Consider the following 26472-nt stretch of genomic DNA (forward strand, 5'->3'; position numbering starts at 1 on the left):
CGTGCTCAGTCCTGGTACGTATGCATGCTGGGTATGGTCAGCGTGCCGCCGAACTGGCCGGCCTGCGTGACCTTCACGTCGGTGAAGTAGATCAGGGGAATGTTCAGCGGCGGAGGGTGCTCCGGGTCGAACGTGATCGGTATCAGCCCGAACAGCTTGCCGGAGATGCTCTCGGTGTACATGACCGTGTCACCATCGGTGATGGTGGACGTCGTACCCTTGCCCGCCTGCACGTGGTAGGTCTTGCCGGCGCGCTTGTCGATCACCGTCTGGTGCAGATCGCCGATGTCGGTGCCGCCGGAGATCACGTACTTCAGAACCTTCTTGACCGTGCCGTTGGCGGTCTTCACCTCCACGACGCCCTGGTAGTCGGCACCCTTGAGCAGCAGCGAGCTGGCGTTGAGGTACCAGGGGTCGTCGGGCAGGATGACCGGGTTGTCGACATTGCCCTCTGCGTCGGTGGAGACCGGGCAGTCCGCCGCGTCCGTGCTTGCGCTCGCGGACGGGCTGGGGCTGGAGCTGGGGCTGGCGGATGAAGTGGCCTCGTCGGCGGGCTCCTTGGACGCCTCCGCGCTGTCCTCGGCCGTCTTGGAGGCCGAAGTGTCGGTGGTGTCCTTCGTCGGCTCGTCGGGCTTCTCGGCCGTGTCCGGGGCGGTGTCGGAGCTGCCCGAGGTGTCCTCAGTCGCGGTCGCCGAGGGCGTGGCGGACGGCGCGGGCGTCGCGCTCTCCGGCTCGTCGGGCGTGAGGATGTCCTTGATGGCATCGCCGATGCCCAGCGGGTCCAGCGGGTTGCTGCTGCTCTCGGACTCCGAGGGTGTGGGCGTGGCCGCGCCGGCCTCACTGCCGTTGCTCTCGGCCGTCTTGCTCGCGGACGCCGAAGGCGTGGGCGCGACCTCGTCGTCGGAACCTGAATCCGACGAAGGGGTCTCGCCCGCATCCGAGGACGGTGTGGCCGAAGGGCTCGGCTCGGTCTCGTCAGCGGACTCGGAGGCGCTCGCCGAAGCGGAGGCGGAGGGCGTCGGGCTGGCAGACGCGTCCTCGCCGTCCAGGAGCTCGACGCAAGCCTGGTACTCCTCGGCCGTCAGACTCTTCGAGGTGCTCGGCTGGTCGTCGGCGTTCGCGAGAGTCGGCGTGAAACCTATGCCCATGAGGACCGCGGTCGGCATCGCCGCGAAGGCCACGGCCTTGCCCGCCGGCACGTGGAACCTGGTGGACAGCGGCTTCTTCGGGGCGGCGTGCCGCGGCCCCGTTCTCGTACGGGGCTTGGCCGCGGAGTCGTCCTGGGACACCTCGTCAGTCGGCACGGTACCCCCCGCCGTTGCCGCTGCCGTTGTCGGCTCCGGCGCTCTCGGTCAGCTGGTGACCCGGCTCCGGCGCGCCCGCGTCGGCCGGAACACCGGGGTCGCTGTCGGCGGGAGCGGTTCCGTCGTTCGGGCTCCCCGCCGGGCCGTGCTTCCCCGACCGCTTGGTCTTCGCGCCGTCGGCCGACCCGTCACTGGGCATCCAGGACACGGAGAGCGCGCCGCCGATCAGCGAGAGCACGAAGCCGACAATGAATCCGCCGATGTTGGAGACCACCAGGGACACGAGGCCAAGGACGATCGCGGCAACACCGGCGAAGACACGTGTAGCCGACTGGAACCACATGGTCAGGCCCAGCGTGACCAGCAGAACACCGATGATCAGTGAGCCGGCACCCGCGGTGGTCGCCATGGCGAGCGACATGCTGCCCAGCTTGAAGGTGGCGTACGGGAAGTAGGCGATCGGCACCCCGCCGAGCAGGGTGAACAGACCGGCCCAGAACGGCCGGTTACCCCGCCAGTCACGGAATCGCAGACGCGCGCGGGTGAAAGTCCCGGCGCTCTGGACCGGAGTCTCGGCACTCATGGAAAAAAGCTCCCTGGGTCCGGTGGAAGTACGTACCGGCTCGGCCGTGGGGTGGTGAAGCCGGAAAGTATGGGCGAAAGCTCCCGGTGCGAGGCATCGGGCGGGTGTGCGCGGGGCGGGGAAGCGACAACTCCCCCGCCCCCCTTGAGCGGCTCAGCCGCTCAACGACACCACTGCGACGGAAACCGTCAGAAGCACTCCATCGAGGCGCTCGTACCGAGACGCATCTTCAGGCCGCTGAGCTTGAAGGTGCCGGCCGTGGTCGCCCACGCCGTCTGCTCGACGCCCGTGAGGTCGGCCGAGTCCGCCTGCTGGGCGAAGCCGCCCGGCAGCACGCCGTCACCCTTCCTCACAGCAGGACCCTTGCTCTGGTCCTGCACCGCGACGCCGATCTCCATACCCTTGAAGGTCGCGTCGGCGTCGAGCTGGGCAACATCGATGTAGAGATTCTCGGCTTCGACCTTGTGGTCAGCGTCCGGGCCCGCTTCGAGACGGAGGTAGATCGTCTTCCCTATGAGGGGAATCTCCGTCTTGACCGACTGGCACATGTTCGTGATCTGGGCGGTCTTGAACGACGAGACAGCCACGGCGCGGGTCGTCTTGGTCTTGCCGTCGGTCGACGTGTAGCCGGTGTCGATCGCGCCGTACTGGGAAAAGCCCTGGCCCTCGAGATGCCCGGCCTTGACCTTGAACTCCTGGCCGGAAACGCTGAACGACGCGGCGAGCGCACCCTGCGCGAGCCCGACGCCGATCGCGGCGGCCGCGGCGACGCTGGGCACCATGACCACAGCAAACCGCTTCCATCTTGTCCCGCCACGCACCTGGGACTCCATATTTCCTCCTTCTCGGACGTACATCTCCTGGCCCTGACTGCCCCGTGATAGCGGCTCAGCCGGGCAGGGATGGGAGAAGTGCTACGTCCTCGGGAAGGAGAGCGCCCGTACTTTCAGGCGCTTACCGTGCCCGAATCACTGACGATCACCCCCGAGCGACAACCACTGGTCGCGCCTGACGCACATCACGCACAACCTGCTGGACAGGCTCCGCCGATGGGCAAAGACCCCCCTGTCCAAGGGCCGGCGCCACTGCCGTCGGCCCTACTCGGTGGGGACCCAGAAAACCCCTTGACCCGATTGGCTGTCGAGGTAGGGGGGAATGGACCGAGCGTCGCCGATGTTGGTGCATTCTCGCCGCCCCCGCAAGGGGGTTCGTTACTGGCTAGTAACGGGCGGATAACCGAACAACGACCCGCGGGTATCGGTCAACAACACAGGGTGGCGTCAAGGCAGGTGGCACACCGGTTGATCCTCGGACAGAATCCGACAGATCAACGCCCCTGGCTTACTCCAAGTAACAGCGGCCGCGTTTACCAAGATTTGGTAAAGCGCGGCCACTTCTCTCCCCACCGGCACATGTTTCACCCGGGCATCACGTGTCCGGACGTTTAGCAACAGGTCAGCGAACCCGCCGCGGTACTGGTCAGAACAGCGCCCGCGCCAGCGCCCTGCGCGCCGCGATCACCCGAGGGTCGTCGGCGCCGACCACCTCGAAGAGCTCCAGCAGCCGCAGCCGTACGGCATCCCGGTCGTCGCCCGCCGTGCGTGCCACCGTGTCGGTGAGGCGGCCGAAGGCGTCCTCGACATGCCCGCCCACGAGGTCCAGGTCGGCGGCGGCGATCTGCGCCTGCACGTCGCCCGGCTTCTCCGCGGCGTCCTTGCGGACCTGCTGGGGGTCGGCGCCCGCGACGCGGTGGAGCAACTCGGCCTGGGCGAGACCCAGTTTGGCCTCCGTGTTACCCGGGTCGTCACTCAGCACGTTCTTGTAGGCCTGTACCGCGCCGCCGAAGTCGCCCGCGTCCAGGGCCTGCACGGCGGCTTCGAGGAGCGCGTCGTGCGGTCCGGCCGGAATCTCGGGGGCCGCCGCGGGGGCACTGCCGGGCTCGGCGTCCGGGTCGACGACCAGGCCGGTCAGCCCGAAGCGCTCCTCGGCGACCTGCACGAGCTGATCGAGGGTCCCGCGGATCTGGGCCTCGCCCGCCGCGCCCTGGAAGAGCGGCAGCGCCTGGCCGGCGACCACCGCGAAGACGGCCGGGATCCCCTGGATCCCGAACTGCTGCATCAGCATCTGATTGGCGTCGACGTCGATCTTGGCGAGAACGAAGCGTCCGTTGTACTCGACGGCCAGCCGCTCGAGCACCGGGCTGAGCTGCTTGCACGGCTCGCACCACTCGGCCCAGAAGTCGAGGACGACCGGGACCTCGGTGGAGCGCTGCAGGACATCGCGCTCGAACCCCGCCTCGTCGACATCGATGACAAGGCTGGCGGGGGAAACGCCCCCGCTCCCACCCCCGCCACCCTGCCTGGCCGCTTCGGCGCGCGCCTGCTCCGCCTTGGCCTTGGCCTCCTGGGCCGCCTTCACCGCGGCGAGGTCGACGACTCCGCTCATGGACATGTTCCGTGGCTGCATGAGTACATCTTCCCCCCTCCGCGCACGCGTGTGAAAAGCGTTGTGAAAGCCAGCCTGATTGCGTCCTGACCGGTCCTGCCGGGCGCCGGGTCCCCACCTGGCACCAGTGCGGTTGTCGCCGCGTTCGAGCTTTCGCTACAGGTCGTAGCGTAACTGCCGGAAGGCCCTGGTGTACGCCCTTCTCCGGTGATCTCCCTCACGGCTTTCGGATAAACGCCGGATACGGCCACAGCGGGCACCTGGACTCCAGAGGTCGGCCGGATATGGTCGCTGACATGCAGAGTCGCATTTCCGCCTCCCGTACGGGACGTCCGCGCAGCGCCGCCGCGGACGCCGCGATCCTGGCCGCGACGCGGGCGGTACTGGTCGAACTGGGCTGGTCCAAGCTCACGTTGGGGGACGTCGCCACCCGGGCGGGCGTCGCCAAAACGACCCTCTACCGCCGCTGGGCGGGCAAGAACGAGCTCGTGGTCGACGCGGTCGCCGAACTCTTCGACGAACTCGAACTCCCCGACCGCGGCAGCCTGGCCGCCGACATCGAGGGTGTGGTCCTCCAGTTCGCGGCGATCCTGTCCCGCCCGGAGGCCAAGACCGCCCTCATGGCAGTGGTGGCGGAATCAACCCGCGACGAGCCCCTGCGCGAACGCATCCGCGCCTCCATCGTCGACCGCCAGAAGTGCCTGGTCCTGGAAGGCCGCGCCCGCGCCCAGCTCCGCGGCGAACTCCCCCCGGAGCCCGACCCCGAATCAGCCGCCCGCACCGTCGACCTCATCTTCGACATGGTCGCGGGTGCGGTGGTCCACCGCACCCTGGTGAGCGCGGAACCCGCGGACGAGGAGTGGGTACGCGGCTTCACCCGGGTACTGCTGCTGGGCCTCGCCGGCGCGGCGGAACCGGAGTAGCCAGACCCTGACAGGGAGGCCCTTATGTCAGAGGGCCCCCTTTGCCGACCGGCCGCCCGCCGCTTCCACCACATCCCCCGCCCGCAGCAGCCGCAGAAACGCCTTCAGCCCCGTGATGATCTCCTCGTTGTTGGTGAGCCGGTTCACCGTGGCCTCGAACTCCCGGCCCAGCGCGGTGATCTTGCGGTCGGCGTCGTCGGCGCGTTCGTACACCGAGACGCCCAACGCATCGACCGTGCGCCGCAGTTCGGCGAGAGAGCGGTACTGCTCCTCGGTCTTCTCCTCCAGCGACCGGACGCCCGCCAACAGCCGCGTGACATTCCGCCGCAGCTCCACCACGTCGTCGCGGGGGTACTTCACGTCCTTGAGCAGGGTGCCGAGGCGTCGCCGCAGTTGTGCGAAGTAGGCGCCCGCGGGCCGGAAGACCGTGCTCAGCAGGAAGAACCCGGCGATCCAGTAGCCGGTGGCGTTGCCCGTGGCGGCGGTGACCGCGACGACGAGCCCCGCCGTCACCAAGTGCCCGGCGATGGCGACCCGCAGCATCACACGTGCGATCCTCTCGGCCTCGGCGTCCCGCTCCTGCGAGACCTCCAGCCCCTTCTCCCGGCTCACCGCGATCTCGCCGAGCACCGAGTGGGCGCGGAAGTAGAGATTCCACGGCACCGTCAGCAGAACGAGCAGCCAGAGCAGGCTCACCACCCCCGCCGCGGCCCCCAGCACCACGGACAGCGGCGCCCCCACCGCGTACGCGAGCACGAGTGCTCCGACCGTCGCGAACACAGCGCACACGCTCACCAGAAACTTCCCCATGCCGTCCCCCCAGTTGCCCCGCCGGCACCATCCCGGCCCGCGGTTCCGGTCCATGGTCCCGCCCGCGTGGCGCCGGGTCATGAGTACGACTACCTACGGCCGCTCTCCGCACCGGTGACCGGCGCCGGGGAGCGGCCGTGGCTGTACTTGGTCGAGTGGGCTGTGCTTGGTCGAGTGGGCTGTGCTTGGTCGTGTGGGCTGTACTTGGTCGTGTGGGCTGCCCCTCGTCACGTGGCTGCTGCACGTCGCGTCGCAGTTCCCGTCGCGTTGTGCGACGAGGGTCAGAAGCCCGGCGGCTCCGTGTACACACCCCACTCGTCCCGAAGCACTCCGCAGATCTCTCCGAGCGTGGCCTCCGCCCGTACCGCGTCCAGCATGGGCGCGATCATGTTGGACCCGTCGCGCGCCGCGGCGAGCATGGTCTCCAGCGCGCCGCGCACCGCCGCGTCGTCCCGCCCGGCCTTCCGCCCCGCGAGCTCCCGTACCTGATCCCGTTCCACCTCGTGGCTGACCCGGAGGATCTCCAGGTCTCCGGTGACGGAGCCGTGGTGGACGTTCACGCCGACGACGCGCTTGTCGCCCTTCTCCAGGGACCGCTGGTACTGGAAGGCGGACTCGGCGATCTCGCCGGTGAACCAGCCGTCCTCGATGCCGCGGAGGATGCCGGAGGTGATCGGACCGATCGGGTGCTGTCCGTCCGGGTGGGCGCGCAGCCCCCGCTCCCTGATCTGCTCGAAGATCTTCTCGGCGTCCGCCTCGATCCGGTCCGTGAGCTGCTCGACGTACCAGGAACCGCCCAGCGGGTCGGCCACGTTGGCGACGCCCGTCTCCTCCATCAGCACCTGCTGCGTACGCAGGGCGATCTCCGCGGCCTGCTCCGACGGCAGCGCGAGGGTCTCGTCCAGGGCGTTCGTGTGCAGCGAGTTGGTGCCGCCCAGGATCGCCGACAGCGCCTCCACCGCCGTACGCACCACGTTGTTGTACGGCTGCTGAGCGGTCAGCGAGACCCCGGCCGTCTGCGTGTGGAAGCGCAGCCACTGCGCCTTGTCGGAGGTGGCGCCGTACACATCGCGCATCCAGCGTGCCCAGATCCGGCGCGCCGCCCGGAACTTGGCGATCTCCTCGAAGAAGTCGAGGTGCGCGTCGAAGAAGAAGCTCAGGCCGGGTGCGAAGACGTCCACGTCGAGGCCGCGGGAGAGGCCCAGTTCGACGTACCCGAATCCGTCGGCGAGCGTGTAGGCGAGCTCCTGTGCGGCCGTGGAGCCGGCCTCGCGGATGTGGTAGCCGGAGACGGACAGGGGCTTGTACGCGGGGATGCTCGCCGCGCAGTGCTCCATCAGGTCGCCGATGAGGCGCAGGTGCGGCTCGGGCTGGAAGAGCCACTCCTTCTGCGCGATGTACTCCTTGAAGATGTCGGTCTGGAGCGTGCCGTTGAGCAGCGCCGGATCGACTCCCTGCCGCTCGGCCGCGACCAGGTACATGCAGAAGACCGGGACCGCGGGACCGCTGATCGTCATCGATGTCGTGACGTCACCGAGCGGGATGTCCTGGAAGAGGACCTCCATGTCGGCCGCCGAGTCGATCGCGACCCCGCAGTGCCCGACCTCGCCGAGCGCGCGCGGGTCGTCGGAGTCGCGCCCCATGAGCGTGGGCATGTCGAAGGCCACGGACAGGCCCCCGCCACCGTTGGCGAGGATCTTCTTGTAGCGCTCGTTGGTCTGCTCGGCGTTCCCGAAACCGGCGAACTGCCGGATGGTCCACGTACGCCCTCGGTAGCCGGTCGCGTGGAGGCCGCGAGTGAAGGGGTACTCCCCCGGCCACCCGATCCGCTCGAAGCCCTCGTACGTGTCTCCCGGCCGGGGCCCGTACACCGGCCCCACCGGATCACCGGAGAGCGTGGTGAAGTCTGCGTCGCGCTTACGCGCGGTGTCGTACCGGGCCTGCCAGCGTCGGCGGCCCTCTTCGATGGCGTCAGCGTCCATACCTTCGAATTTACTAGGACGTCCTAGTAAATGTCGATGGCTGACCGCCGCAGGTTGCCCGTACGGCGGCAGGGATGACGCGATTACGCCTTGGCGACCACAGGAGAGTCGTCCGCGACCTTGTCCGCGAGCTCACGCGAGATCCGGCGCTCCACGAAGAACGCGGCCGTCGGAACGGTCCCGGCCAGCAGCACCCACAGCTGCTTGGCGACCGGCCACTTCGCCTTGGAGCCCAGGTCGAAGGCGAAGATCAGGTACACGACGTACAGCCAGCCGTGCGCGATGGACACGACGCGGGTGGCGTCGGTCGCTCCGTCGATGTCGAGGACATACTTGCCGATCATGCACAGGCACAGCAGGACCAGCAGCACACCGGTGACGTAGGCCATGACGCGATAGCGGGTCAGCACGCTTTTCTTCATGGAGACGAGCGTAACCACCGGTTTCGGGCGATCTTCGGGCGCCCCCGGCTCGTAACGGAGGGGGCCCTTCCGCACCTACGACCGCGTCCTGCTCCTCGCCCTACTCGTCGTCGAAGTCACGCGCGGCGACCCGCAGCGGCCTCAGCATCGCGAAGATCTCCGCGCACTCCTCGGCGTCGTACGCGCCGAGCCCGAAGTCCATCGCCATCAGGTCCTCGGTGGCCGCGTCGCAGACCTCGCGCCCCTTCTCGGTGATGGAGGCGAGCGTGCCGCGCCCGTCGTTCGGATTGGGGCGCTTGTCGACGAGCCCCGACCTCACCAGCCGGTCCACGGTGTTCGTCACGGACGTCGGATGCACCATGAGCCGCTCGCCGATCTTGGACATCGGCAGCTCGCCCGCCTTGGAGAACGTGAGCAGCACCAGCGCCTCGTACCGCGCGAACGTCAGCCCGTACGGCTTGACCACCGCGTCCACCTCGGCGAGCAGGATCTGGTGCGCGCGCATGATCGAGGTGATCGCCGACATGGACGGCACCGAGCCCCACCGCTGCTTCCAGTGCTCGTCGGCACGGGCGATGGGATCAAAGGCAAGGCTGAGCGGCTTCGACACGCCAAAGACCTTACCGGCCGGTCACATCGTGGTCAGCCCTGTCTCGCCTTTCGGTCCGCGACCCTGAACGCCCGGCGGAACAGCGCCCGGACATCGCGCCGGACCACCTGCCGGCCGGCCGCCGAACCCCGCCGCCCCGGTGTCGTATCCATGTCGACTAAGCGCCCTATGCAACGATTGCTGACGAATCGTCACCGATAGTCACCTTCGCCCAAGGGGGCAGGATGTCCCGGCTGATCCGTACCTTCGCGGCACTCGCGGTGCTCGGGCTCGCGGCGGGCTGCTCGTCCGCGCCGGGCGTCGACGAGGCGTCCGTCGCCGGCGCCGCCACCAAGAAGGCGAGCCCCGCGCCGGCCTCGCCCTTCTGGGTCGATCCGGCCGGTTCCGCCGCCGAGCAGATCCAGCTGTGGGAGCGGCAGGGCCGCACCGCGGACGCCGAACTGCTGGAGCGGATCGCCGGGCAGCCCGTCGCGCTGTGGCCGGCCGGCGAGATCGACCCGGCCCCCGCGGTCACGTCCGCGGCCACGTCGGCATCCCAGGAGGGGCGGACGGCGCTGTTCGTCGCGTACAACATCCCGCACCGGGACTGCGGCCAGCACTCGGCGGGCGGGGCCCCCGACGCGGACGCCTACCGGGCCTGGATCGGGAAGTTCGCGGACGCGCTCGGCGACAGCAAGGCCCTGGTGGTGCTGGAGCCCGACGCGGTCGCGCACATCGTGGACGGCTGCACTCCGGGCGAATACCACGCCGAGCGCGAGCAGTTGCTCGGCGAGGCGATCGTCCGGCTGAAACAGCAGCCGCACACCCAGGTGTACCTGGACGCGGGCAACCCGTCCTGGATCCAGGAGCCGTGGAAGCTGGTGGACCCCTTGAAGCGGGCCGGCATCGAGAACGCGGACGGCTTCGCGCTGAACGTCTCCAACTTCCAGACGGACGCTGTGACGAAGGCGTACGGCCTCCATCTCTCCCAGGACCTCGGCGGCAAGCACTTCGTCATCGACTCCAGCCGCAACGGCAACGGGCCGCTGCCCGGTGTCTGGTGCAACCCGTCGGGCCGGGCACTGGGCACCCGGCCGACCACCGAGACGGGCGAGCCCGCCCTGGACGCCTATCTGTGGATCAAACGGCCCGGGGAGTCGGACGGCACCTGCGAGGGCGGCCCGGACGCCGGTCAGTGGTGGCCGGAGTACGCGCTGAGCCTGGCCCGCAACTCCAAGTCGTAGGCACGGCAGGGCGGTTCACCGCACCTGGATCCACTTCGCCTCCGACGGCGTCCCCTCCCCGTCCGTCACGAACAGCATGTACCAGCCCGGCGGCACCAGCGCCCGGTCACTCGGTACGTCCACGGTGACCGAGTTCTTGGTCTTGGTGAGGCCGAGTTCGATGGAGCGCTGCTCGACGTCCGTCGTGTGGGTGACCGCGCTCGGGCGCATCAGCCGGGCGTTCACCACGCGCTCCGGGTGCTCGGTCGCGAAGGTCGCGCGCCGCTTGCTGTCGAGAACGTCCGGGCCCTCTCCCAGCACCGGGCGGTTCTTGCCGTTCTTGTGCAGGGCGGGCGGGGTGAAGATCTCCATGCGCTGCTCGAAGTGGCCCAGCTTGGTGTTCTGCTGGTCGTCGAAGAGCGGGTCGGAGCCGAAGGTGGCGACGCGGCCGTCGGGCAGCAGCAGGGCCTCGGAGTGGTAGTTGCGGCCGACCTTCGGGGAGGCGGCCTCACGGAAGGCGTTGCCCTTGGGGTCGTAGAACTGCGCCTTGAGGATGTTGCTGGCACTGCGGCCGCGGTAGTCCTCGGAGCCGTTGGTGGTGAAGACGGAGTCGTCCGGCATGATCACGCTGTTCAAGTACCGGGTGCCCTGGGGGAGGTTGGGGCCGTCCTCGAAGGACGGGCTGCCCTTCTTGAGGTCGACGACGGCGGTGCGCGGGGTCGACTTCTTGGACTCGCCGACGCCTCCGCCGCCGAGGATCATCACCTTCTGGTCCTGCGCGGGCGGCAGCAGCAGCGAGGCGGAGGTCTCCGTCTCGTCCGGGTCGCGCAGTCCGGGGACCTTCTCGAACTTGTTGGTCTTCAGGTCCCAGATGCCGGGCTCGCGGCCCATCTCGGCAGGTCCGTAACCGGCGTTGGACGCCGGGTAGAAGAGCTTGCCGCCCTTGGTGAGGAACAGCGCGGGGTAGGTGGGGAAGTAACGCTTGGGGCCTGGCGTCCACTTCTTCGTCTTCGGGTCGTAGATCTCGTTGTCGCCGGGATCGATCACACCGACGTCGTCGAGGCCTGAGACGGCGAGCACCCGCCCGTCGTCGAGCCCGACGAGCGTCGGGTACCAGCGGGCCTTCTGCATGGGGTCGACGGGGATGTACTTCTCGGCCGTCGGGTCGAACTCATAGGCGGCTCTGATCCCTTGGAAGTCCTGCTTCTCAAGGGTGATCTTCTCGGAGAGGCCGTACGTGTTGTCCGCGTCCTTGCCCTTCAGGCCGACGATCTCGTACTGGGCCTGCCTGTCGGTGGCCGAGGTCGGGCCTTCCTCGGTGGCCTCCACGAAGACGCGGGTCTCGCTCGCGACGATCTTGGTCTTCCAGGGCTGCATGACGCCCGCGCGGTTGTACGTGACCTTCTGCGTGCGCTTGGCCTTGGGGATCGTGACGTCGACCTTGCTGACGTACTCGACGCCGGCGGGTGAGCGGAAGCGGGTGCCCTTCTTCAGGAGGACCGCCTTGTCGGGGTTCTCGTTCTTCACCCGCATACCGCCGCCGGCCCGCTCGACCTCGCCTTCGAGCAGTTCGTAGCGGGCGGTGCCACCGGCCACCAGCATTCTGCCGCTGGGGAGTTGGGCGTGCCCCGAGCAGAAGAAGTCGTCGGGGGTCGGGATCTTCTTGAAGGTGTCCGTCGTCGGGTCCCACAGGACGGTGTCGAACGAGCCCTTGTCGAATTTCCGCTTCTCGTTCCCCGAACCGGCGACGATCAGCACCTTGCCGGTGTGCAGCAGTGCGGCGTGGATGGCGTTGGTGCGGTAGTCGTCGGGGATGTCGAGGTGGCTCCAGGAGCCGTACTTCGCCTTGTAGCCGGGCTGCGCGATCTTGTACTCGTAGTACTTCTCGCTGGCGAAACCGAGCGCGGCGGGGGCGTTGAGGCCGGCGAGCACGACTATGCCGCCGATGCCCAGCACGGTCTTCTTCGTCTTCTGCGAGGGCTGGTAGGCCATGGCCTAGTTGCCTCCTGTCGTCGAGCTGGTGACCGCGGCCGTACTGCCGCTGGTCGCGAGGGCGGGTTCGACGGCCTCGGTGATCCGTGCGGTCGTCACGTGGGGCAGCGGCCGGGCCCTGCGTTCCTTGAGCAGCGTGGAGACCCACACCCCGACCGGGGCGAGTGAGATCCCCATGGCCAGCACCGCCCAGGTGCGCATGGCCGCGTGGGTGTGGTCGAGCACGACCGACGCGGCGAGTGAGATGCCGAGGAGCGCCGCCCACGTGAGGTGAATACGGAAGGTCAGCAGCCGGTCGGGGTTCGTCTCGCCGCCCTTGGGGGTGACCACGAAGCGGCTGGGACGGCGGATCAGGGCCTCGCCCAGCGACTTCAGGTAGATGGGCGCGGAGAGCGCCGACATCGCCATCCCCGCGAGGCCGCCGGAGCCTTCGGGTTCGTGCGGGGAGACGTTGTGCCGCCGGTTCCAGAGGTAGAGGCCGATCTGGAGGGCGGCCGCGTCGCTGTAGAGCATCAGCCAGACCGACGCGGCGACCTGCGTACCGGATGCGCCGAACCACAGGAAGAGGAAGCAACTCATGATGCCCAGCAGCCAGTTGACGGCCGTCATCGGGTAGTAGACGAGCATCATGGTGTACGAGAACAGGCGGCCGGGAGGCATCGTGAACGGCGCCTTCCAGTACTGCTTGAACAGCGTCTCGTACGTCCCCCGCGACCAGCGCAGCTGCTGGGTGAAGAAGTCCGTCCAGGAGGCGGGCCCCTCACCGACGGCGAGCACGTCCGGGGTGTAGACGGACCGCCAGTGCCTGCCGGTCTTCGGGTTCTTGTGGCGGTGCAGCTCGAACCCGGTGGCCATGTCCTCGGTGATGGAGTCGTACAGGCCGCCGATCTGACGGACGGCCGCGACGCGTACGACGTTGTTGGTGCCGACGAACATGGGCGCGCGGTAGCAGTTGCCGGCGCGCTGGATCAGCGCGTGGAAGAGGAACTGCTGCGACTCCGCCGCCTTGGTGACGGGGTTCTCGTAGTTGCCGTAGACCTGCGGTCCGACGACGAAGGCGACGTTCGGGTCCCGGAAGTAACCCATCATCCGCTCAAGGAAGTTGGGGAGCGGGACGTGGTCGGTGTCGACGGAGGCGAAGAAGTCGTACTCCTTGCCGTGCATCGCGATCCACGCGTTGTAGTTGCCGTGTTTGGTACGGGCCTTGTGGACGCCCTTGTCGCGGTTCCACTCCGGGACACCGAACCGGGTGAAGTGCCGGACGCCGAGTTCCGCGCAGAGCGCCTTGGCCTGCTCGTCGTTGCCCTCGTCGAGGAGCCAGACGTCCACGGGTCCGGTGTGGGTGACCGCGACCGCGCCTTCGAGGGTCGCGCGGACCATGGCGAGGGGTTCCTTGCCGGGCACGTACGTGGTGAGGAAGGCGACCCGGGTCCCTTCCTGGGCCTCGACGGGTATCGGGTCCCGCGCCACCATCGTGGCGTGCGCGATGCTGATCACGTTGACGACCATGAACAGCTCGATCAGGCCGATGGCTATGAGCATCGCGATGTCGAGCCCGACCAGCCAGCGTGCGCCGCCTTCGCGCTCCACCCAGTGGCTCGGCCAGACCAGGTAGACGAGGAGTACACCCGTGAGGATCGGCGCGAAGGTCATCAGCAGGACGGCGCGTATTCGGTGCGGCTCTCGCGAGAGGAGCTTGGTGTACTGCACCTGGTACGCCGAGGCGGACGGCTGCGTGAGCGGTCCGGCGAGACGGCTGTAGGTGTCGTAGTCGTAGCCCTCGGGCCGCACAGCGCCCTCCAGTGATTGAACTTGTCCGGTGATCGAACGAGCCGATACCCATACACAAGTGGAGATTTGGTGGCGTGTCGAACTGGGCGCGTCCGAAGGGGTAATCGACCCGGCCGGACCGGACACGACAGAACCCCGGCCCAGAAGGACCGGGGTTCGGCTGCGTGAGGCCCACGCGGACAACCGGGGTTCGGCTGCGTGAGGTCTAGGCGGACAAGTGGGGTTCGGCTGCGTGAGGTCTACGCGGACAAGTGGCGTTCCACCGTCTCGACCTTGGACGTCAGACCGTCCGTCACACCGGGACGGATGTCCGCCTTCAGAACGACTGAGACGCGCGGGGCGCGCTCCTCGACGACGGCGACGGCGCGCTTGACCACGGCCATCACCTCGTCCCACTCGCCCTCGATCGAGGTGAACATCGCGTCGGTGTGGTTGGGCAGCCCCGATTCGCGTACGACCCGGACGGCGTCGGCGACGTACTCCCCCACGTCCTCGCCGACACCCAGCGGTGTCACGGAGAAGGCGACGATCATGACGTCTTCACCACGCCCTCGCGCCGGGCGCGGGAGGCGATCACCGCGTTCTCGGCCTCGTGCCGCAGCTTGCGCTCGGCGAAGAAGCCACCGGTGGGCAGGACGGACAGGACGAAGTAGAGGGCCGCGGTCCCCGGGCCCCACTTGGTGCGGTTCCAGGCGTCCGCCCAGAAGATCACGTACAGGATGAAGAGGATGCCGTGGACCGCGCCCATGACGGGCACCGCGTTGAAGTCCGTGGTCCGCTTCAGCACCGAGCAGACGAGCAGGAGGAGGAAGGAGATCGCCTCGGGGGCCGAGACCAGACGGAGGCGGCGGAGGGCGCTGGCGGTCTTAATGTCCACGGGTCACCTTCGGTGGGAGTCGCGCTTTCGGCAGGAACGTCGCTTTGTGAACCCAGGCACAAGCGTCCGGGCCATTGTGGCACCCGGGTTCCGGCCGTCCCGGCGGGGGGTGCGGGGCGGCTCACTCCCGGAACCCCCGGACCCCTAGGGGTCCGATCAGGGACGAGATCCACCCGTAGGCCCTTTTGGCGGACCGCACCCGGCGGATACCTTCACAGCGTGGCGATGTTCCGACTTCAAGGCAGCAAGGTGCTCGCCGTCGACATGACCGGGGATGCCGTAAAGGCGAAGAACGGCTCGATGGTGGCGTACGACGGCCAGATGGCCTTCAAGAAGATGAGCGGCGGCGGTGAGGGCGTACGGGGGATGGTGACCCGGCGGCTCACCGGTGAGCAGATGACGGTGATGGAGGTGAAGGGGCACGGGACCTGCTGGTTCGCGGACCGGGCTTCCGAGATCAACCTCGTGAATCTCCAGGGGGACAAGCTGTACGTCGAGTCGAGCAATCTGCTGGTGACGGATGCCGGGCTGCGTACCGGCACCTCGTTCACGGGCATGCGCGGGGCCACTCAGGGCAACGGTCTGTTCACGACGACCGTCGAGGGCCACGGCCAGGCGGCGATCATGTCGGACGGCCCGGCGGTGGTGCTGCGGGTGAGCGCGCAGTACCCCCTGACCGTCGACCCGGGCGCGTACATCGCGCACCAGGGCAATGTGCGGCAGTCCTTCCAGTCGGGTGTGACGTTCCGCACCTTCCTGGGCGAGGGCGGCGGCGAGGCCTTCCAGATCCGCTTCGAGGGCGACGGCCTGGTGTACGTACAGCCCAGCGAGCGGAACACGATCGCGGGGGATGTGTGACATGCCCTTCCGTGAGATCAACTCGAAGATGGTCGAGGCCACCGTGCTGCCCGGCCAGCGGATGTTCAGCCAGCGCGGGGCGATGCTCGCCTACAAGGGCGACGTGTCCTTCACGCCCAATATCCAGGGCGGCCAGGGCGGGGTGATGTCGATGCTCGGCCGCCGCCTGGCGAACGAAGCGACCCCGCTGATGACCGTCGAGGGCTCCGGCACGGTGCTCTTCGGGCACGGCGGCCACCACATCCAGGTGATCGGCCTCACCGGCGACACCCTGTATGTGGAGGCGGACCGGCTGCTCGCCTTCGACGGCGCACTCCAGCAGGGCACGATGTTCATGGGCTCGCAGGGCGGGGTGATGGGCATGGTGCGCGGTCAGGTGACCGGCCAGGGGCTCTTCACGACCACCCTGAAGGGGCACGGCGCGGTGGCCGTCATGGCGCACGGCGGCGTGTTCGAGATCCCGATCACCCCGCAGCGCCCGGTCCACGTCGACCCGCAGGCGTACGTCGCGCACCACGGCGACGTACGCAACAAGTTGTCCACCGCGCTGGGCTGGCGCGACATGGTGGGCCGCGGCTCGGGCGAGGCGTTCCAGCTGGAGCTGAGCGGCAACGGCGCGGTGTACGTCCAGGCCTCGGAGGAGAAGCTGTGAGCGGATACGGAGCTTCGGGGCCGACCGTGTACGACCCGATGACACTGCCGGTCGACGACAACGTGAACAACTACACCTTCTGCGTGGAGCTCAAGGGGAGCCAGTGGTTCCTGCAGAAGGGCAAGATGATCGCCTACTACGGGACGATCGACTTCAACGGCATCGGACACGGCCGGCTGGACCGACTTGTCCGTACGTCATTCCATTCGCCTCTGCACGCGAGCGACTGGGTCGTGGCGGAGGGCTCGGGCAAGATGCTGCTCGCCGACCGGGCCTTCGACGTGAATTCGTACGATCTGGAAGACGGCAACCTGACCATTCGCTCCGGCAATCTGCTCGCTTTTCAGCCAACTCTCGCTCTCAAGCAGTCGATCGTGCCGGGTTTCCTGACCCTTATCGGAACGGGCAAGTTTGTGGCCGCCTCGAACGGTCCGGTGGTGTTCATGGAACCCCCGATCCGGGTCGACCCACAGGCCCTGGTCGGCTGGGCGGACTGCCCCTCCCCGTGCCACCACTACGACCACGGGTACATGACAGGTGTAATGGGCGGCCTACGTGCGATGACGGGCATCGGCGGAGCCTCGGGAGAAGAGCACCAGTTCGAGTTCGTGGGGGCCGGCACGGTGCTGCTCCAGTCCACCGAAACCCTCATGGCCGAGCAGGCCACGGGAGCGGTCCCGCAGCAGGCGGGAGTACCGGGCGCGAGCGGGGTACCCGGCCAGCACGGACAGCAGGCAGGCGCACCGCGCCTTCCCGGACAGCTGGGAGACCTCCAGCGTCGCTTCGGGCTGTGAGCGGTAGTCTGCGGAGTGTGACATCGAACGCGTGCGCGTAGTCACACACCCTCACTAGTTCGCCTTTCAACATTTTAGGTAGACTTCACTTATGGAGACCGAGACGGCCACGCGCTGGCTGACCAATGCGGAGCAGTGTGCCTGGCGCACCCACCTGGAGGTCAACAGGCTGTTGACCTACCAGCTCGAGAGGGACCTGCAACCGTTCGGCCTGACCATGAACGACTACGAGATCCTCGTGAACCTCTCCGAGTCGGAGGGCGTTCGGATGCGGATGAGCGACCTCGCGTCCGCCACCCTCCAGTCCAAGAGCCGCCTCTCGCACCAGATCACGCGCATGGAGAACGCGGATCTGGTGCGCCGGGAGAACTGCGAGTCCGACCGCCGGGGGCTGTTCGCGGTCCTCACCGACCACGGCCTGGAGACGATGCGGAAGGTCGCCCCGCACCATGTGGCGTCCGTCCGGCGCCACTTCATGGACCTGCTGTCGCCGGAGGCGCTGGAGGAACTCCACAAGACACTGACGCCGATCGCGGAACATCTGCGGGGACAGCGGGGCAAGCCGTAACGCTCGGGCGGGAGATCCGTCCTCGACCGTGGGCCGAGCTGGTCCGAGGGCGAGCTGGTCCGAGGGCCCCCCGCGCCCCTCGCGGGGCGCGGGGGCCGATCAGACGGGGTCGGCCTTCGCCGAATCCATGTGCACGCCCTGGGGGCACGGGACGGCGGACGCGGCGCCCGCACCTCGTACCGAGGCCAGACCGGCCACCATGGCCATGCCGCCCGCGACCGCGAAGCACCATGCCAGGGACAGCCGGCCGACCAGCAGGCCCACGCCCGCCGCACCGGCCGAACTGCCCGCGTTCACGGCGGTGTTGACCCAGGCGCCCGCCTGAGTGCGGAAACCGGGCGGCGCGGCCTCGTCCGCGATCAGGTACGACGTGGTCAGCGCCGGGGCCACGAAGAAGCCGGCGCAGGCCACCGCGACGGTCAGGGTGCCCAGGCCCGGCGCCAGTCCGGCGGCCAGCAGGGCGAGTCCCACGCCGCCGGCCATCAGCGGCAGCCGCGTCTTCGCGGACGTACGCCAGTCGACGGCGCCGTTCAACAGCCCGCCCAGCGCGCTGCCCGCCGACAAGGCGGCGAGCACCCAGGCCACCACGTCGTCCCCGTGGTGACGCTGCCCGGCGAAGGCCATGACCAGCAGGTCGAGGGCGCCGAGCGCCAGCCCGACGCCCGCCGCGACGACGACGGGCTGTGCGAGGGCACGGCCGCCGCGCAACCGGGCCGCCCGGGACCGCTCGGCCTTCACCGCAGCGGGCCGTACGCCCGCCACCACCGGCGACAGGACGAACCCGAGCGTCCCCGTCCACACCAGCACGGCACTGAGCGCGACGGCGGCGGCCGGCGGTGCGAGCTGCACCACCCCGCCCACCAGCAGTGGCCCCGAGACGAAGAGGATCTCCTCCGCCACGCCGTCCAGGCTGTACGCCCGTTGCAGCAGCCGCCGGTCCTCGACGACTTCGCCCCAGACTGCGCGCATCGTGGGGCCGAGCGGGGGCGTGCAGGCGCCCGCCGCCACGGCCAGCGCGCCGAGTACCGCCGGCGGTGCATCCGGGCGCCAGGCGGTCGCCGCGAAGGCTCCGAGCAGCGTCGCGTAGAGCGAGGCCATGGGGATGAGGGCACGGCGGGGGCCGTATTGGTCGATCAGGGCCGCTCTCGCGGGCGACAGGAACACGCTCATGGCACCGAACAGCGCCAGGACCGTGCCGGCCACGGCGTACGACCCGGTCGCCCGGGTCACCGTCAGCAGCATGGCCACGGAGACCATGCCGTACGACAGTCTGCCGATCAGGACGGTGGTGAAGGTGCGGCGGGTGTGGGGGATGCGGAGGACTGCGGCGTACGAGGGCCGCGGGGTGGGCGCAGACATGCGAAATGTTCCTCAACGGGAGGCAGCGGGGCCGCTGCTGCTTGTAGGTCGCGGGTGTCTGCGGGCCCTACGCCATGAAGAGGAACATGCGGCTTAACTTAACAGCGGGTGCGGGGGGTTGACCAGGAGTGTTTTCGCCCCCTCCGCCCCTACCCGTCCCTTGTTCCTGGGGCTCCGCCCCAGACCCCGCCAGGGGGCGCTGCCCCCTGGACCCCCTCTCCTCAAACGCCGGAGGGGCTGAATCTTTCCCCGGCCGGAGCTAGAAATCTTCAGCCCGTCCCGCGCTAGAGCGTTTCAGCCCGTCCGGCGTTTGAGGACGAGCGCGTTCAGCGCGACAGCGGGGGTCTGGGGGCAGCAGCTCCCAGGAAGCAAGGGACGGGAAGGGGCGGAGGGGGCGAAAAACGCCGAACCTCAGCCCTCCCTCAGACCCTCCACCAGGGAATCCGCCGCCCGATAGGGATCGAGCTCGCCCGCCACGATGCGCTCCGCGAGGGCGCTGAGGCGGCGGTCGCCGTGAAGGTCGCCGATGCGTTGGCGGAGAGTGGTGACGGCGATCGTCTCGACCTCCTTGGAGGCCCGGGCGCGGCGGCGTTCGAGGAGTACTCCGTGCTCCTCCATCCACGCCCGGTGCTTCTCCAGCGCCTCGACGACCTCGTCGATGCCCTCCCCCCGCGCGGCGACGGTCTTGACAATCGGCGGGCGCCAGTCACCGGGCCCGCGGGACTCACCGAGGCCGAGCATGTGGTTCAGCTCGCGGGCGGTGGCGTCGGCCCCGTCCCGGTCGGCCTTGTTGACGACGTACACGTCGCCGATCTCCAGGATTCCGGCCTTGGCCGCCTGGATGCCGTCGCCCATGCCGGGGGCGAGGAGGACGACCGAGGTATCGGCCTGGGACGCGATCTCGACCTCGGACTGGCCGACGCCGACCGTCTCGACAAGGATCACGTCGCAGCCGGCGGCGTCCAGGACACGGATCGCCTGGGGCGCCGACCAGGCGAGTCCGCCGAGGTGGCCCCGGGTCGCCATGGAGCGGATGTACACCCCGGGGTCGGAGGCGTGCTCGGACATCCGCACGCGGTCACCGAGCAGCGCGCCTCCGGAGAACGGCGAGGAGGGGTCGACGGCGAGGACGCCGACCCGCCTGCCCTGCTTCCGGTAGGCCGTCACGAGCGCCGACGTGGCCGTCGACTTGCCCACGCCCGGCGACCCCGTGAGGCCGACGACGTACGCGTTGCCGGCGAGCGGTGCCAGCGCCGCCATCACCTCGCGGAGCTGCTCGGACGCCCCCTCCACCAGGGAGATCAGCCTGGCCACGGCCCGCGGCCGGCCTTCTCTGGCCTGGGCCACCAGCGAGGCGACGTCCTCCATCACAGCTCCGTTCACTAGGCGTAGGCGAAAAGCGTGTGTCAGCCCTTGGGTACCCGCACGATCAGCGCGTCACCCTGCCCGCCGCCACCGCACAGCGCGGCGGCGCCGACACCGCCGCCCCGCCGCTTCAGTTCGAGGGCGAGGTGCAGGACGAGCCGTGCGCCGGACATCCCGATCGGGTGACCCAGGGCAATGGCTCCGCCGTTGACGTTCACCTTGTCGGTGGACACCCCGAGGTCCTTCATTGACTGCACGGCGACGGCCGCGAAGGCCTCGTTGATCTCGATCAGGTCGAGGTCCGAGACGTCCAGGCCCTCCTTCTTCAGGGCGTGCAGGATGGCGTTGGAGGGCTGTGACTGGAGGGAGTTGTCCGGCCCCGCGACGTTCCCGTGGGCGCCGATCTCGGCGATCCAGTCGAGGCCCAGCTCCAGTGCCTTCGCCTTGCTCATGACCACGACGGCGGCGGCGCCGTCCGAGATCTGGGACGAGGTGCCGGCCGTGATCGTGCCGTCCTTGGTGAAGGCCGGGCGCAGCTTGCCCAGCGACTCCGCCGTGGTCTCGGCGCGGATGCCCTCGTCCTCGCTGAAGACGACGGGCTCGCCCTTGCGCTGCGGAATCTCCACCGGCGTGATCTCCGCCGCGAAGACGCCGTCCTTCTGGGCGGCGGCGGCGCGCTGGTGCGAGAGGGCCGCCACCGCGTCCTGCTCGGGGCGCACGATGCCGAGCCGGGTGTTGTGCCGCTCCGTCGACTCGCCCATGGCGACGTTCTCGAAGGCGTCGGTGAGGCCGTCGTACGCCATGGCGTCGAGCATCTCGATCGCGCCGTACTTGTAGCCCTCACGGGACTTCGGGAGGAGGTGGGGCGCGTTCGTCATGGATTCCTGGCCGCCCGCGACGACGATCTCGAACTCACCTGCACGGATGAGCTGGTCGGCGAGTGCGATGGCGTCGAGGCCCGAGAGACAGACCTTGTTGATGGTGAGCGCCGGGACGCTCATCGGAATGCCCGCCTTGACCGCGGCCTGGCGTGCCGGGATCTGCCCTGCCCCGGCCTGGAGCACCTGGCCCATGATCACGTACTGCACCTGGTCGCCGCCGATACCCGCACGGTCGAGGGCGGCCTTGATCGCGAAGCCGCCGAGGTCTGCCCCGGAGAAGGACTTCAGCGAGCCCAGCAACCGTCCCATGGGCGTACGGGCGCCCGCGACGATCACCGAGGTACTGCTGTTCGTTCCTGACATGAGGTGCGATCCCCTTCCAGCTGCACAGCTGAGGAGTGAACGAGGGTTTACTTTGAATGTACTGAGCGGTAGGCCACCCGTCATCCGGCGTGGAGTGTGATCGCGCGCACGTTGCGTAACCACCTCAGGAGCGCTGCACTGACTCCATGCTGACGCGAATCGACCACATCGGGATCGCCTGTTTCGACCTCGACAAGACCGTCGAGTTCTACCGGGCCACATACGGCTTCGAGGTCTTCCACTCCGAGATCAACGAGGAGCAGGGTGTCCGGGAGGCCATGATCAGGATCAACGGCACCTCCGACGGCGGTGCTTCCTACCTCCAGCTCCTCGAACCCACCCGCGAGGACTCCACCGTCGCGAAGTGGCTCGCGAAGAACGGCGAGGGCGTCCATCACATCGCTTTCGGCACCGCGGACGTGGACGCCGACGCCGCCGACATCAAGGACAAGGGCGTACGGGTGCTGTACGACGAGCCCCGGATCGGGTCGATGGGATCCCGGATCACGTTCCTGCATCCAAAGGATTGCCATGGCGTGCTGACAGAACTGGTGACTTCGGCGCCTGTTGAGTCACCTGAGCACTGACCCTCGTACATATGGGCCGGTAGGGTTGGGGACGGCCGCCGCCTCAGCGGGGCGGTCCGGGTCCTTACTCATTGGGATTCGAGGGCCGGGGTCCAGGTTTTCGGGGGACAGGCGGGACGAGCGTCCGGGCAGCGGCCCATGCTCCGCCGGTGATCTGACACCATTCCCCGGGGGCCCCGTTCGGCGGATGGACGGAGCTCGTTTGGAGAGACTTGCGACCAGGGGACGGATGGGACCGCGCAGTGCGGGGCTACGAACGCCAGGAGCGAGAGCCGGCGGCTGACGTCGACCACCTCTCTCGGTTCGAGGCCGAGATGGAGCGGCTGAAGACCGAGCGGGAGAAGGCCGTCCAGCACGCCGAGGACCTCGGCTATCAAGTCGAGGTGCTGCGCGCCAAGCTGCACGAGGCGCGCCGCAGTCTGGCGACCCGGCCTGCCTACGACGGCGGTGACCTCGGCTACCAGGCCGAGCAGCTCCTTCGTAATGCGCAGATCCAGGCCGACCAGTTGCGCGCCGACGCCGAGCGCGAGATGAGTCAGGCCCGCGCGCAGACCCAGCGCATCCTCCAGGAGCACGCCGAGCAGGCCGCCCGTCTCCAGGCGGAGCTGCACCAGGAGGCGGTCACCCGTCGCCAGCAGCTGGACCAGGAGCTGGGCGAGCGCCGGCAGACCGTCGAGTCGCATGTCAACGAGAACGTGGCGTGGGCGGAGCAGCTGCGCGCCCGCACCGAGCAGCAGGCCCGCCGGCTCCTGGAGGAGTCGCGCGCCGAGGCCGACCAGGCGCTGGCCGCCGCCCGCGCGGAGGCCGAGCGGGTCGCCGCCGAGGCCCGCCAGCGGCTGAACGCCGACGCCGAGTCGGCCCGCGCCGAGGCCGAGGCGCTGCTGCGCCGGGCCCGCACGGACGCCGAGCGGCTGCTGAACGCGGCGTCCACCCAGGCCCAGGAGGCCACCGACCACGCCGAGCAGCTCCGCAGCTCCACGGCGACCGAGTCGGACTCCGCCCGCCGTCAGGCCACCGAGCTGAACCGGACCGCCGAGCAGCGCGCGGCCGAGGCCGAGGCGGCGCTGCGGGAGGCGCGGGCCGAGGCGGAGAAGACCCTCGCCGAGGCGAAGGAGGCCGCGGCCAAGGCCCTGGCCACCGCCGAGTCGACGAACGAGCAGCGCACGCGGACTGCGAAGGAGCAGGTCGCCCGGCTGGTCAACGAGGCCAGTCAGGAGGCCGAGACCACCAAGGCCGACGCCGAGCAGGTCGTCGCGGAGGCCAAGGCCAAGGCCGAGAAGATCGTCGCGGAGGCCGAGGAGAACGCGCGCAGTCTCACCGCCGAGGAGACCGCGTCCCAGCTCGCCAAGGCGGCCCGTACCGCCGAGGAGGTCCTGAACAGGGCGTCCGAGGAAGCCCAGTCGACCACCAAGGCCGCCACCGAGGAGGCCGAGCGGATCCGCAGCAAGGCCGAGGCCGAGGCGGACCGGCTGCGTGCCGAGGCGCACGACATCGCCGAGCAGCTCAAGGGCACGGCGAAGGACGACACCAAGGAGTACCGCGCCAAGACGGTCGAGCTCCAGGAGGAGGCGCGCCGGCTGCGCGGCGAGGCCGAGCAGCTGCGCGGCGACGCCAACGCCGAGGGCGAGCGGATCCGCAGCGAGGCCAGGCGCGAGGCCGTCCAGCAGATCGAGGAGGCGGCCAAGACCGCCGAGGAACTGCTCTCCAAGGCCAAGGCGGACGCCGACGAGCAGCGGTCGGTCGCCACGACCGACAGCCAGCGGGTCCGCACCGAGGCCATCGAGCGCGCCACAACCTTGCGCCGGCAGGCCGAGGACACCCTGGAGCGCACCCGCACGGAAGCCGAGCGGCACCGCACGGAGGCCGAGGAGCAGGCCGAGAGCGTCAGGGCGGACGCCGAGCGGGCCGCCGAGGCGCTGCGCGAGGAGACCGAGCGGGCCATAGCGGCCCGCCGCGAGGAGGCCGCCGAGGGGCTGGCCCGGCTGCACACCGAGGCCGAACAGCGGGTCGCCTCCGCTGAGCAGGCGCTCGGCGAGGCCCGCGCGGAGGCCGAGCGGCTGCGCCGTGAGGCCGCCGAGGAGACGGACCGGCTGCGTTCGGAGTCCGCCGAGCGGATCCGTACGCTCCAGGCGCAGGCCGAGGCGGAGGCCGAGCGGCTGCGCGACGAGGCCGCGGCGGACGCGTCCGCGTCCCGGGCCGAGGGCGAGAACATCGCCGTACGCCTGCGTTCGGATGCCGCGGCGGAGGCCGAGCGGCTGAAGTCGGAGGCGCAGGACAGCGCGGACCGGGTACGGGCGGAGGCACAGGCCGCGGCCGAGCGTCTTGCGGTCGAGGCCGCCGAGGCGCTGGCCGCCGCGCAGGAGGAGGCCGCACGGCGCCGCCGCGAGGCCGAGGAGCTTCTCGGTTCGGCGCGCCAGGAGGCCGACCAGGAGCGTGAGCGGGCCCGCGAGCAGAGCGAGGAGCTGCTGGCTTCCGCGCGCAAGCGGGTGGAGGAGGCCCAGGCCGAGGCCGTACGGCTGGTCGAGGAGGCCGACCGGCGGGCGACCGAGATGGTCTCGAACGCCGAGCAGACCGCGCAGCAGGTGCGCGACTCGGTGGCCGGGCTGCACGAGCAGGCTCAGGAGGAGATCACCGGTCTCAGGTCCGCCGCCGAGCACGCGGCGGACCGGGTGCGGACCGAGGCGCAGGCGGAGGCCGACCGGGTCCGCGCCGACGCGTACGCGGAGCGGGAGCGGGCCAGCGAGGACGCGGGCCGGGTCCGGCGGGAGGCGTCCGAGTCGTCGGAGGCCGCCAAGGCACTGGCGGAGCGCACGGTTTCGGATGCGATCGCCGAGTCCGAGCGGCTGCGTTCGGAGGCCGCCGAGCACGCCCAGCGCGTCCGCACCGAGTCGTCGGACGTCATCGCCAACGCCGAGCAGGACGCTTCACGTACCCGGGGCGAGGCCCGCGAGGACGCGAACCGGATCCGTTCGGACGCCGCCACGCAGGCGGACACGCTGATCAACGAGGCCCGGTCCGAGGCGGAGCGGCTCACGGTGGAGACGAACGCCGAGGCCGAGCGGGTCCGTACGGAATCGGTGGACAAGGCCGAGCGCCTCATCTCGGACGCGACCGGCGACGCGGAGCGGCTGCGCGCCGAGGCCGCGGCGACGGTCGGCTCCGCGCAGCAGCACAGCGAGCGGATCCGCGCCGAGGCGGAGCGCCTCAAGTCCGAGGCCGAGGCGGAGGCCGAGCGGGTCACGTCGGCCGCGCGCGAAGAGGCGGAGCGGACGACGGACGAGGCGCGCAAAGAGGCCAACAAGCGGCGCTCCGAGGCGGCCGAGCAGGTCGACACCCTCATCTCGGAGACGGCGTCGGAGGTCGACAAGCTGCTCTCGGAGTCCCAGCAGACCGCGCAGAAGACCACGGCGGACGCCGAGGAACAGGCCGACAGCATGGTCGGCGCGGCCCGCAACGAAGCGGAGCGGCTCATCTCCGAGGCAACGGTCGAGGGCAACTCCCGGGTGGAGCGGGCCCGCAGGGACGCCGACGAGCTGCTGGTCGGCGCGCGTCGGGACGCGACCGCGATAAGGGAGCGCGCGGAGGAGCTGCGCGACCGGATCACCACCGAGATCGAGTCGCTGCACGCGCGGGCCCGCCGCGAGTCGGCGGAGACGATGCGGGCGGCGGGCGACCGGTGCGACGCGCTCATCAAGGCCGCCGAGGAGTCGCTCGCCAAGGCCGAGGCGAAGGCCAAGGACCTGGTGTCGGAGGCCAATTCGGAGGCGAGCAAGGTGCGGATCGCCGCCGTACGCAAGGCGGAGGGGCTCCTCAAGGAGGCCGAGCAGAAGAAGAACTCGCTCGTCGCCGAGGCTCAGAAGATCAAGGCCGACGCCGAGCAGGAGGCGAAGCGCACGGTCGACGAGGGCAAGCGCGAGCTCGAGGTCCTGGTGCGGCGGCGTGAGGACATCAATGCGGAGATCTCCCGTGTCCAGGACGTGCTTGAGGCGTTGGAATCCTTTGAGGCCCCGTCGGGCAACAAGGACGGTGCCGTCAAGGCCGGCGCTGCCGCGGGTGCGACTCGTTCGGGTGGCAAGGTGTCAGAGGGCTAGGTCCTGTCGTCAA

General features: G+C 69.6%; 23 protein-coding genes. 8 read left to right on the plus strand and 15 right to left on the minus strand.

The annotated features are described in order from the left end of the window. Positions 1-5: 5 nt before the first annotated feature. The 4 genes from ACFVKT_RS15965 to ACFVKT_RS15980 all read right to left on the minus strand — a co-directional run bounded on the left by ACFVKT_RS15965 (position 6) and on the right by ACFVKT_RS15980 (position 4353). Positions 6-1304, minus strand: a complete 1299-nt coding sequence (locus tag ACFVKT_RS15965; protein WP_385731722.1) for a hypothetical protein — start codon at positions 1302-1304, stop codon at positions 6-8. Then, positions 1294-1887 carry a DUF6114 domain-containing protein gene (locus tag ACFVKT_RS15970; protein WP_385731724.1) on the minus strand — a complete coding sequence of 198 codons (594 nt, stop codon included), beginning with the start codon at positions 1885-1887 and terminating at the stop codon, positions 1294-1296. The genes ACFVKT_RS15965 and ACFVKT_RS15970 overlap by 11 nt, the downstream gene beginning before the upstream one ends. Positions 1888-2075: 188 nt before the next feature. Beyond that, the gene (locus ACFVKT_RS15975; RefSeq protein WP_385731726.1) at positions 2076-2720 is read right to left on the minus strand and encodes a DUF6230 family protein; all 645 of its coding nucleotides are present in this window, start codon (positions 2718-2720) and stop codon (positions 2076-2078) included. A gap of 646 nt (positions 2721-3366) precedes the next feature. Continuing rightward, on the minus strand, positions 3367-4353 hold the full coding sequence (locus ACFVKT_RS15980) for a tetratricopeptide repeat protein (RefSeq protein ID WP_385731728.1): 987 nt from the start codon (positions 4351-4353) through the stop codon (positions 3367-3369). 275 nt (positions 4354-4628) lie between these two features. On the opposite strand from ACFVKT_RS15980, the gene ACFVKT_RS15985 reads away from it, so the two are divergent. Continuing rightward, positions 4629-5255 carry a TetR/AcrR family transcriptional regulator gene (locus ACFVKT_RS15985; protein ID WP_385731730.1) on the plus strand — a complete coding sequence of 209 codons (627 nt, stop codon included), beginning with the start codon at positions 4629-4631 and terminating at the stop codon, positions 5253-5255. Positions 5256-5282: 27 nt separating this feature from the next. Here ACFVKT_RS15985 and ACFVKT_RS15990 read toward each other — a convergent pair whose 3' ends face one another. The 4 genes from ACFVKT_RS15990 to ACFVKT_RS16005 all read right to left on the minus strand — a co-directional run bounded on the left by ACFVKT_RS15990 (position 5283) and on the right by ACFVKT_RS16005 (position 9079). Further along, on the minus strand, positions 5283-6065 hold the full coding sequence (locus ACFVKT_RS15990) for a hypothetical protein (protein WP_385731732.1): 783 nt from the start codon (positions 6063-6065) through the stop codon (positions 5283-5285). A 281-nt stretch (positions 6066-6346) separates the two neighbouring features. After that, a complete protein-coding gene (locus tag ACFVKT_RS15995; protein WP_385731733.1) occupies positions 6347-8047 on the minus strand; it encodes a methylmalonyl-CoA mutase in 1701 nt (566 codons plus the stop codon). Between the two features lie 83 nt (positions 8048-8130). Further along, positions 8131-8469, minus strand: coding sequence for a DUF3817 domain-containing protein (locus ACFVKT_RS16000; protein ID WP_385731735.1), 339 nt, complete (start codon positions 8467-8469; stop codon positions 8131-8133). Between the two features lie 100 nt (positions 8470-8569). Next, on the minus strand, positions 8570-9079 hold the full coding sequence (locus ACFVKT_RS16005; protein ID WP_385731737.1) for a MarR family winged helix-turn-helix transcriptional regulator: 510 nt from the start codon (positions 9077-9079) through the stop codon (positions 8570-8572). A 224-nt stretch (positions 9080-9303) separates the two neighbouring features. Here ACFVKT_RS16005 and ACFVKT_RS16010 point away from each other — a divergent pair, with 224 nt between their 5' ends. Beyond that, a complete protein-coding gene (locus ACFVKT_RS16010; RefSeq protein WP_385731739.1) occupies positions 9304-10302 on the plus strand; it encodes a glycoside hydrolase family 6 protein in 999 nt (332 codons plus the stop codon). A 15-nt stretch (positions 10303-10317) separates the two neighbouring features. Here ACFVKT_RS16010 and ACFVKT_RS16015 read toward each other — a convergent pair whose 3' ends face one another. The 4 genes from ACFVKT_RS16015 to ACFVKT_RS16030 form a co-directional block, all read right to left on the minus strand. Continuing rightward, positions 10318-12273, minus strand: coding sequence for a galactose oxidase-like domain-containing protein (locus ACFVKT_RS16015; RefSeq protein ID WP_385731741.1), 1956 nt, complete (start codon positions 12271-12273; stop codon positions 10318-10320). Positions 12274-12276: 3 nt separating this feature from the next. Then, positions 12277-14064 carry a glycosyltransferase family 2 protein gene (locus ACFVKT_RS16020; RefSeq protein ID WP_385731743.1) on the minus strand — a complete coding sequence of 596 codons (1788 nt, stop codon included), beginning with the start codon at positions 14062-14064 and terminating at the stop codon, positions 12277-12279. 239 nt (positions 14065-14303) lie between these two features. After that, a complete protein-coding gene (locus tag ACFVKT_RS16025; protein ID WP_365440933.1) occupies positions 14304-14597 on the minus strand; it encodes an MTH1187 family thiamine-binding protein in 294 nt (97 codons plus the stop codon). Next, positions 14594-14941 (minus strand): DUF3817 domain-containing protein, encoded by a 348-nt coding sequence (locus ACFVKT_RS16030; RefSeq protein ID WP_385731745.1) that lies wholly within the window; start codon positions 14939-14941, stop codon positions 14594-14596. The genes ACFVKT_RS16025 and ACFVKT_RS16030 overlap by 4 nt, the downstream gene beginning before the upstream one ends. 225 nt (positions 14942-15166) lie before the next feature. Between ACFVKT_RS16030 and ACFVKT_RS16035 the strand changes: the two genes are divergently transcribed. The 4 genes from ACFVKT_RS16035 to ACFVKT_RS16050 all read left to right on the plus strand — a co-directional run bounded on the left by ACFVKT_RS16035 (position 15167) and on the right by ACFVKT_RS16050 (position 17813). Beyond that, complete coding sequence (locus tag ACFVKT_RS16035) at positions 15167-15799, plus strand: AIM24 family protein (RefSeq protein WP_384390143.1); 633 nt, start codon at positions 15167-15169, stop codon at positions 15797-15799. Position 15800: 1 nt separating this feature from the next. Then, positions 15801-16451, plus strand: coding sequence for an AIM24 family protein (locus tag ACFVKT_RS16040; RefSeq protein ID WP_385731747.1), 651 nt, complete (start codon positions 15801-15803; stop codon positions 16449-16451). Then, the gene (locus ACFVKT_RS16045; protein ID WP_385731749.1) at positions 16448-17245 is read left to right on the plus strand and encodes an AIM24 family protein; all 798 of its coding nucleotides are present in this window, start codon (positions 16448-16450) and stop codon (positions 17243-17245) included. Before ACFVKT_RS16040 ends, ACFVKT_RS16045 begins: the two co-directional genes overlap by 4 nt. A 91-nt stretch (positions 17246-17336) precedes the next feature. Next, the gene (locus ACFVKT_RS16050; protein ID WP_385731751.1) at positions 17337-17813 is read left to right on the plus strand and encodes a MarR family winged helix-turn-helix transcriptional regulator; all 477 of its coding nucleotides are present in this window, start codon (positions 17337-17339) and stop codon (positions 17811-17813) included. Between the two features lie 99 nt (positions 17814-17912). Here the strand turns inward: ACFVKT_RS16050 and ACFVKT_RS16055 are convergent, their stop codons facing one another. The 3 genes from ACFVKT_RS16055 to ACFVKT_RS16065 all read right to left on the minus strand — a co-directional run bounded on the left by ACFVKT_RS16055 (position 17913) and on the right by ACFVKT_RS16065 (position 21781). After that, positions 17913-19172 (minus strand): MFS transporter, encoded by a 1260-nt coding sequence (locus ACFVKT_RS16055; RefSeq protein ID WP_385731753.1) that lies wholly within the window; start codon positions 19170-19172, stop codon positions 17913-17915. Positions 19173-19583: 411 nt separating this feature from the next. After that, the gene (gene meaB, locus ACFVKT_RS16060; RefSeq protein ID WP_385731755.1) at positions 19584-20540 is read right to left on the minus strand and encodes a methylmalonyl Co-A mutase-associated GTPase MeaB; all 957 of its coding nucleotides are present in this window, start codon (positions 20538-20540) and stop codon (positions 19584-19586) included. Between the two features lie 38 nt (positions 20541-20578). Further along, positions 20579-21781: an acetyl-CoA C-acetyltransferase gene (locus ACFVKT_RS16065; RefSeq protein ID WP_385731757.1), complete on the minus strand. Its 1203-nt coding sequence runs from the start codon at positions 21779-21781 to the stop codon at positions 20579-20581. 146 nt (positions 21782-21927) lie between these two features. On the opposite strand from ACFVKT_RS16065, the gene mce reads away from it, so the two are divergent. After that, entirely contained in the window at positions 21928-22368 is a 441-nt protein-coding gene (mce, locus tag ACFVKT_RS16070; RefSeq protein ID WP_385731759.1) for a methylmalonyl-CoA epimerase, read from the plus strand. A 242-nt stretch (positions 22369-22610) separates the two neighbouring features. Next, positions 22611-26459 carry a polarized growth protein Scy gene (gene scy, locus ACFVKT_RS16075; protein ID WP_385731761.1) on the plus strand — a complete coding sequence of 1283 codons (3849 nt, stop codon included), beginning with the start codon at positions 22611-22613 and terminating at the stop codon, positions 26457-26459. Positions 26460-26472: the final 13 nt, after the last annotated feature.

It is taken from the genome of Streptomyces sp. NPDC127595, from assembly GCF_042671685.1.
In the GTDB taxonomy this organism is placed as follows: domain Bacteria; phylum Actinomycetota; class Actinomycetes; order Streptomycetales; family Streptomycetaceae; genus Streptomyces.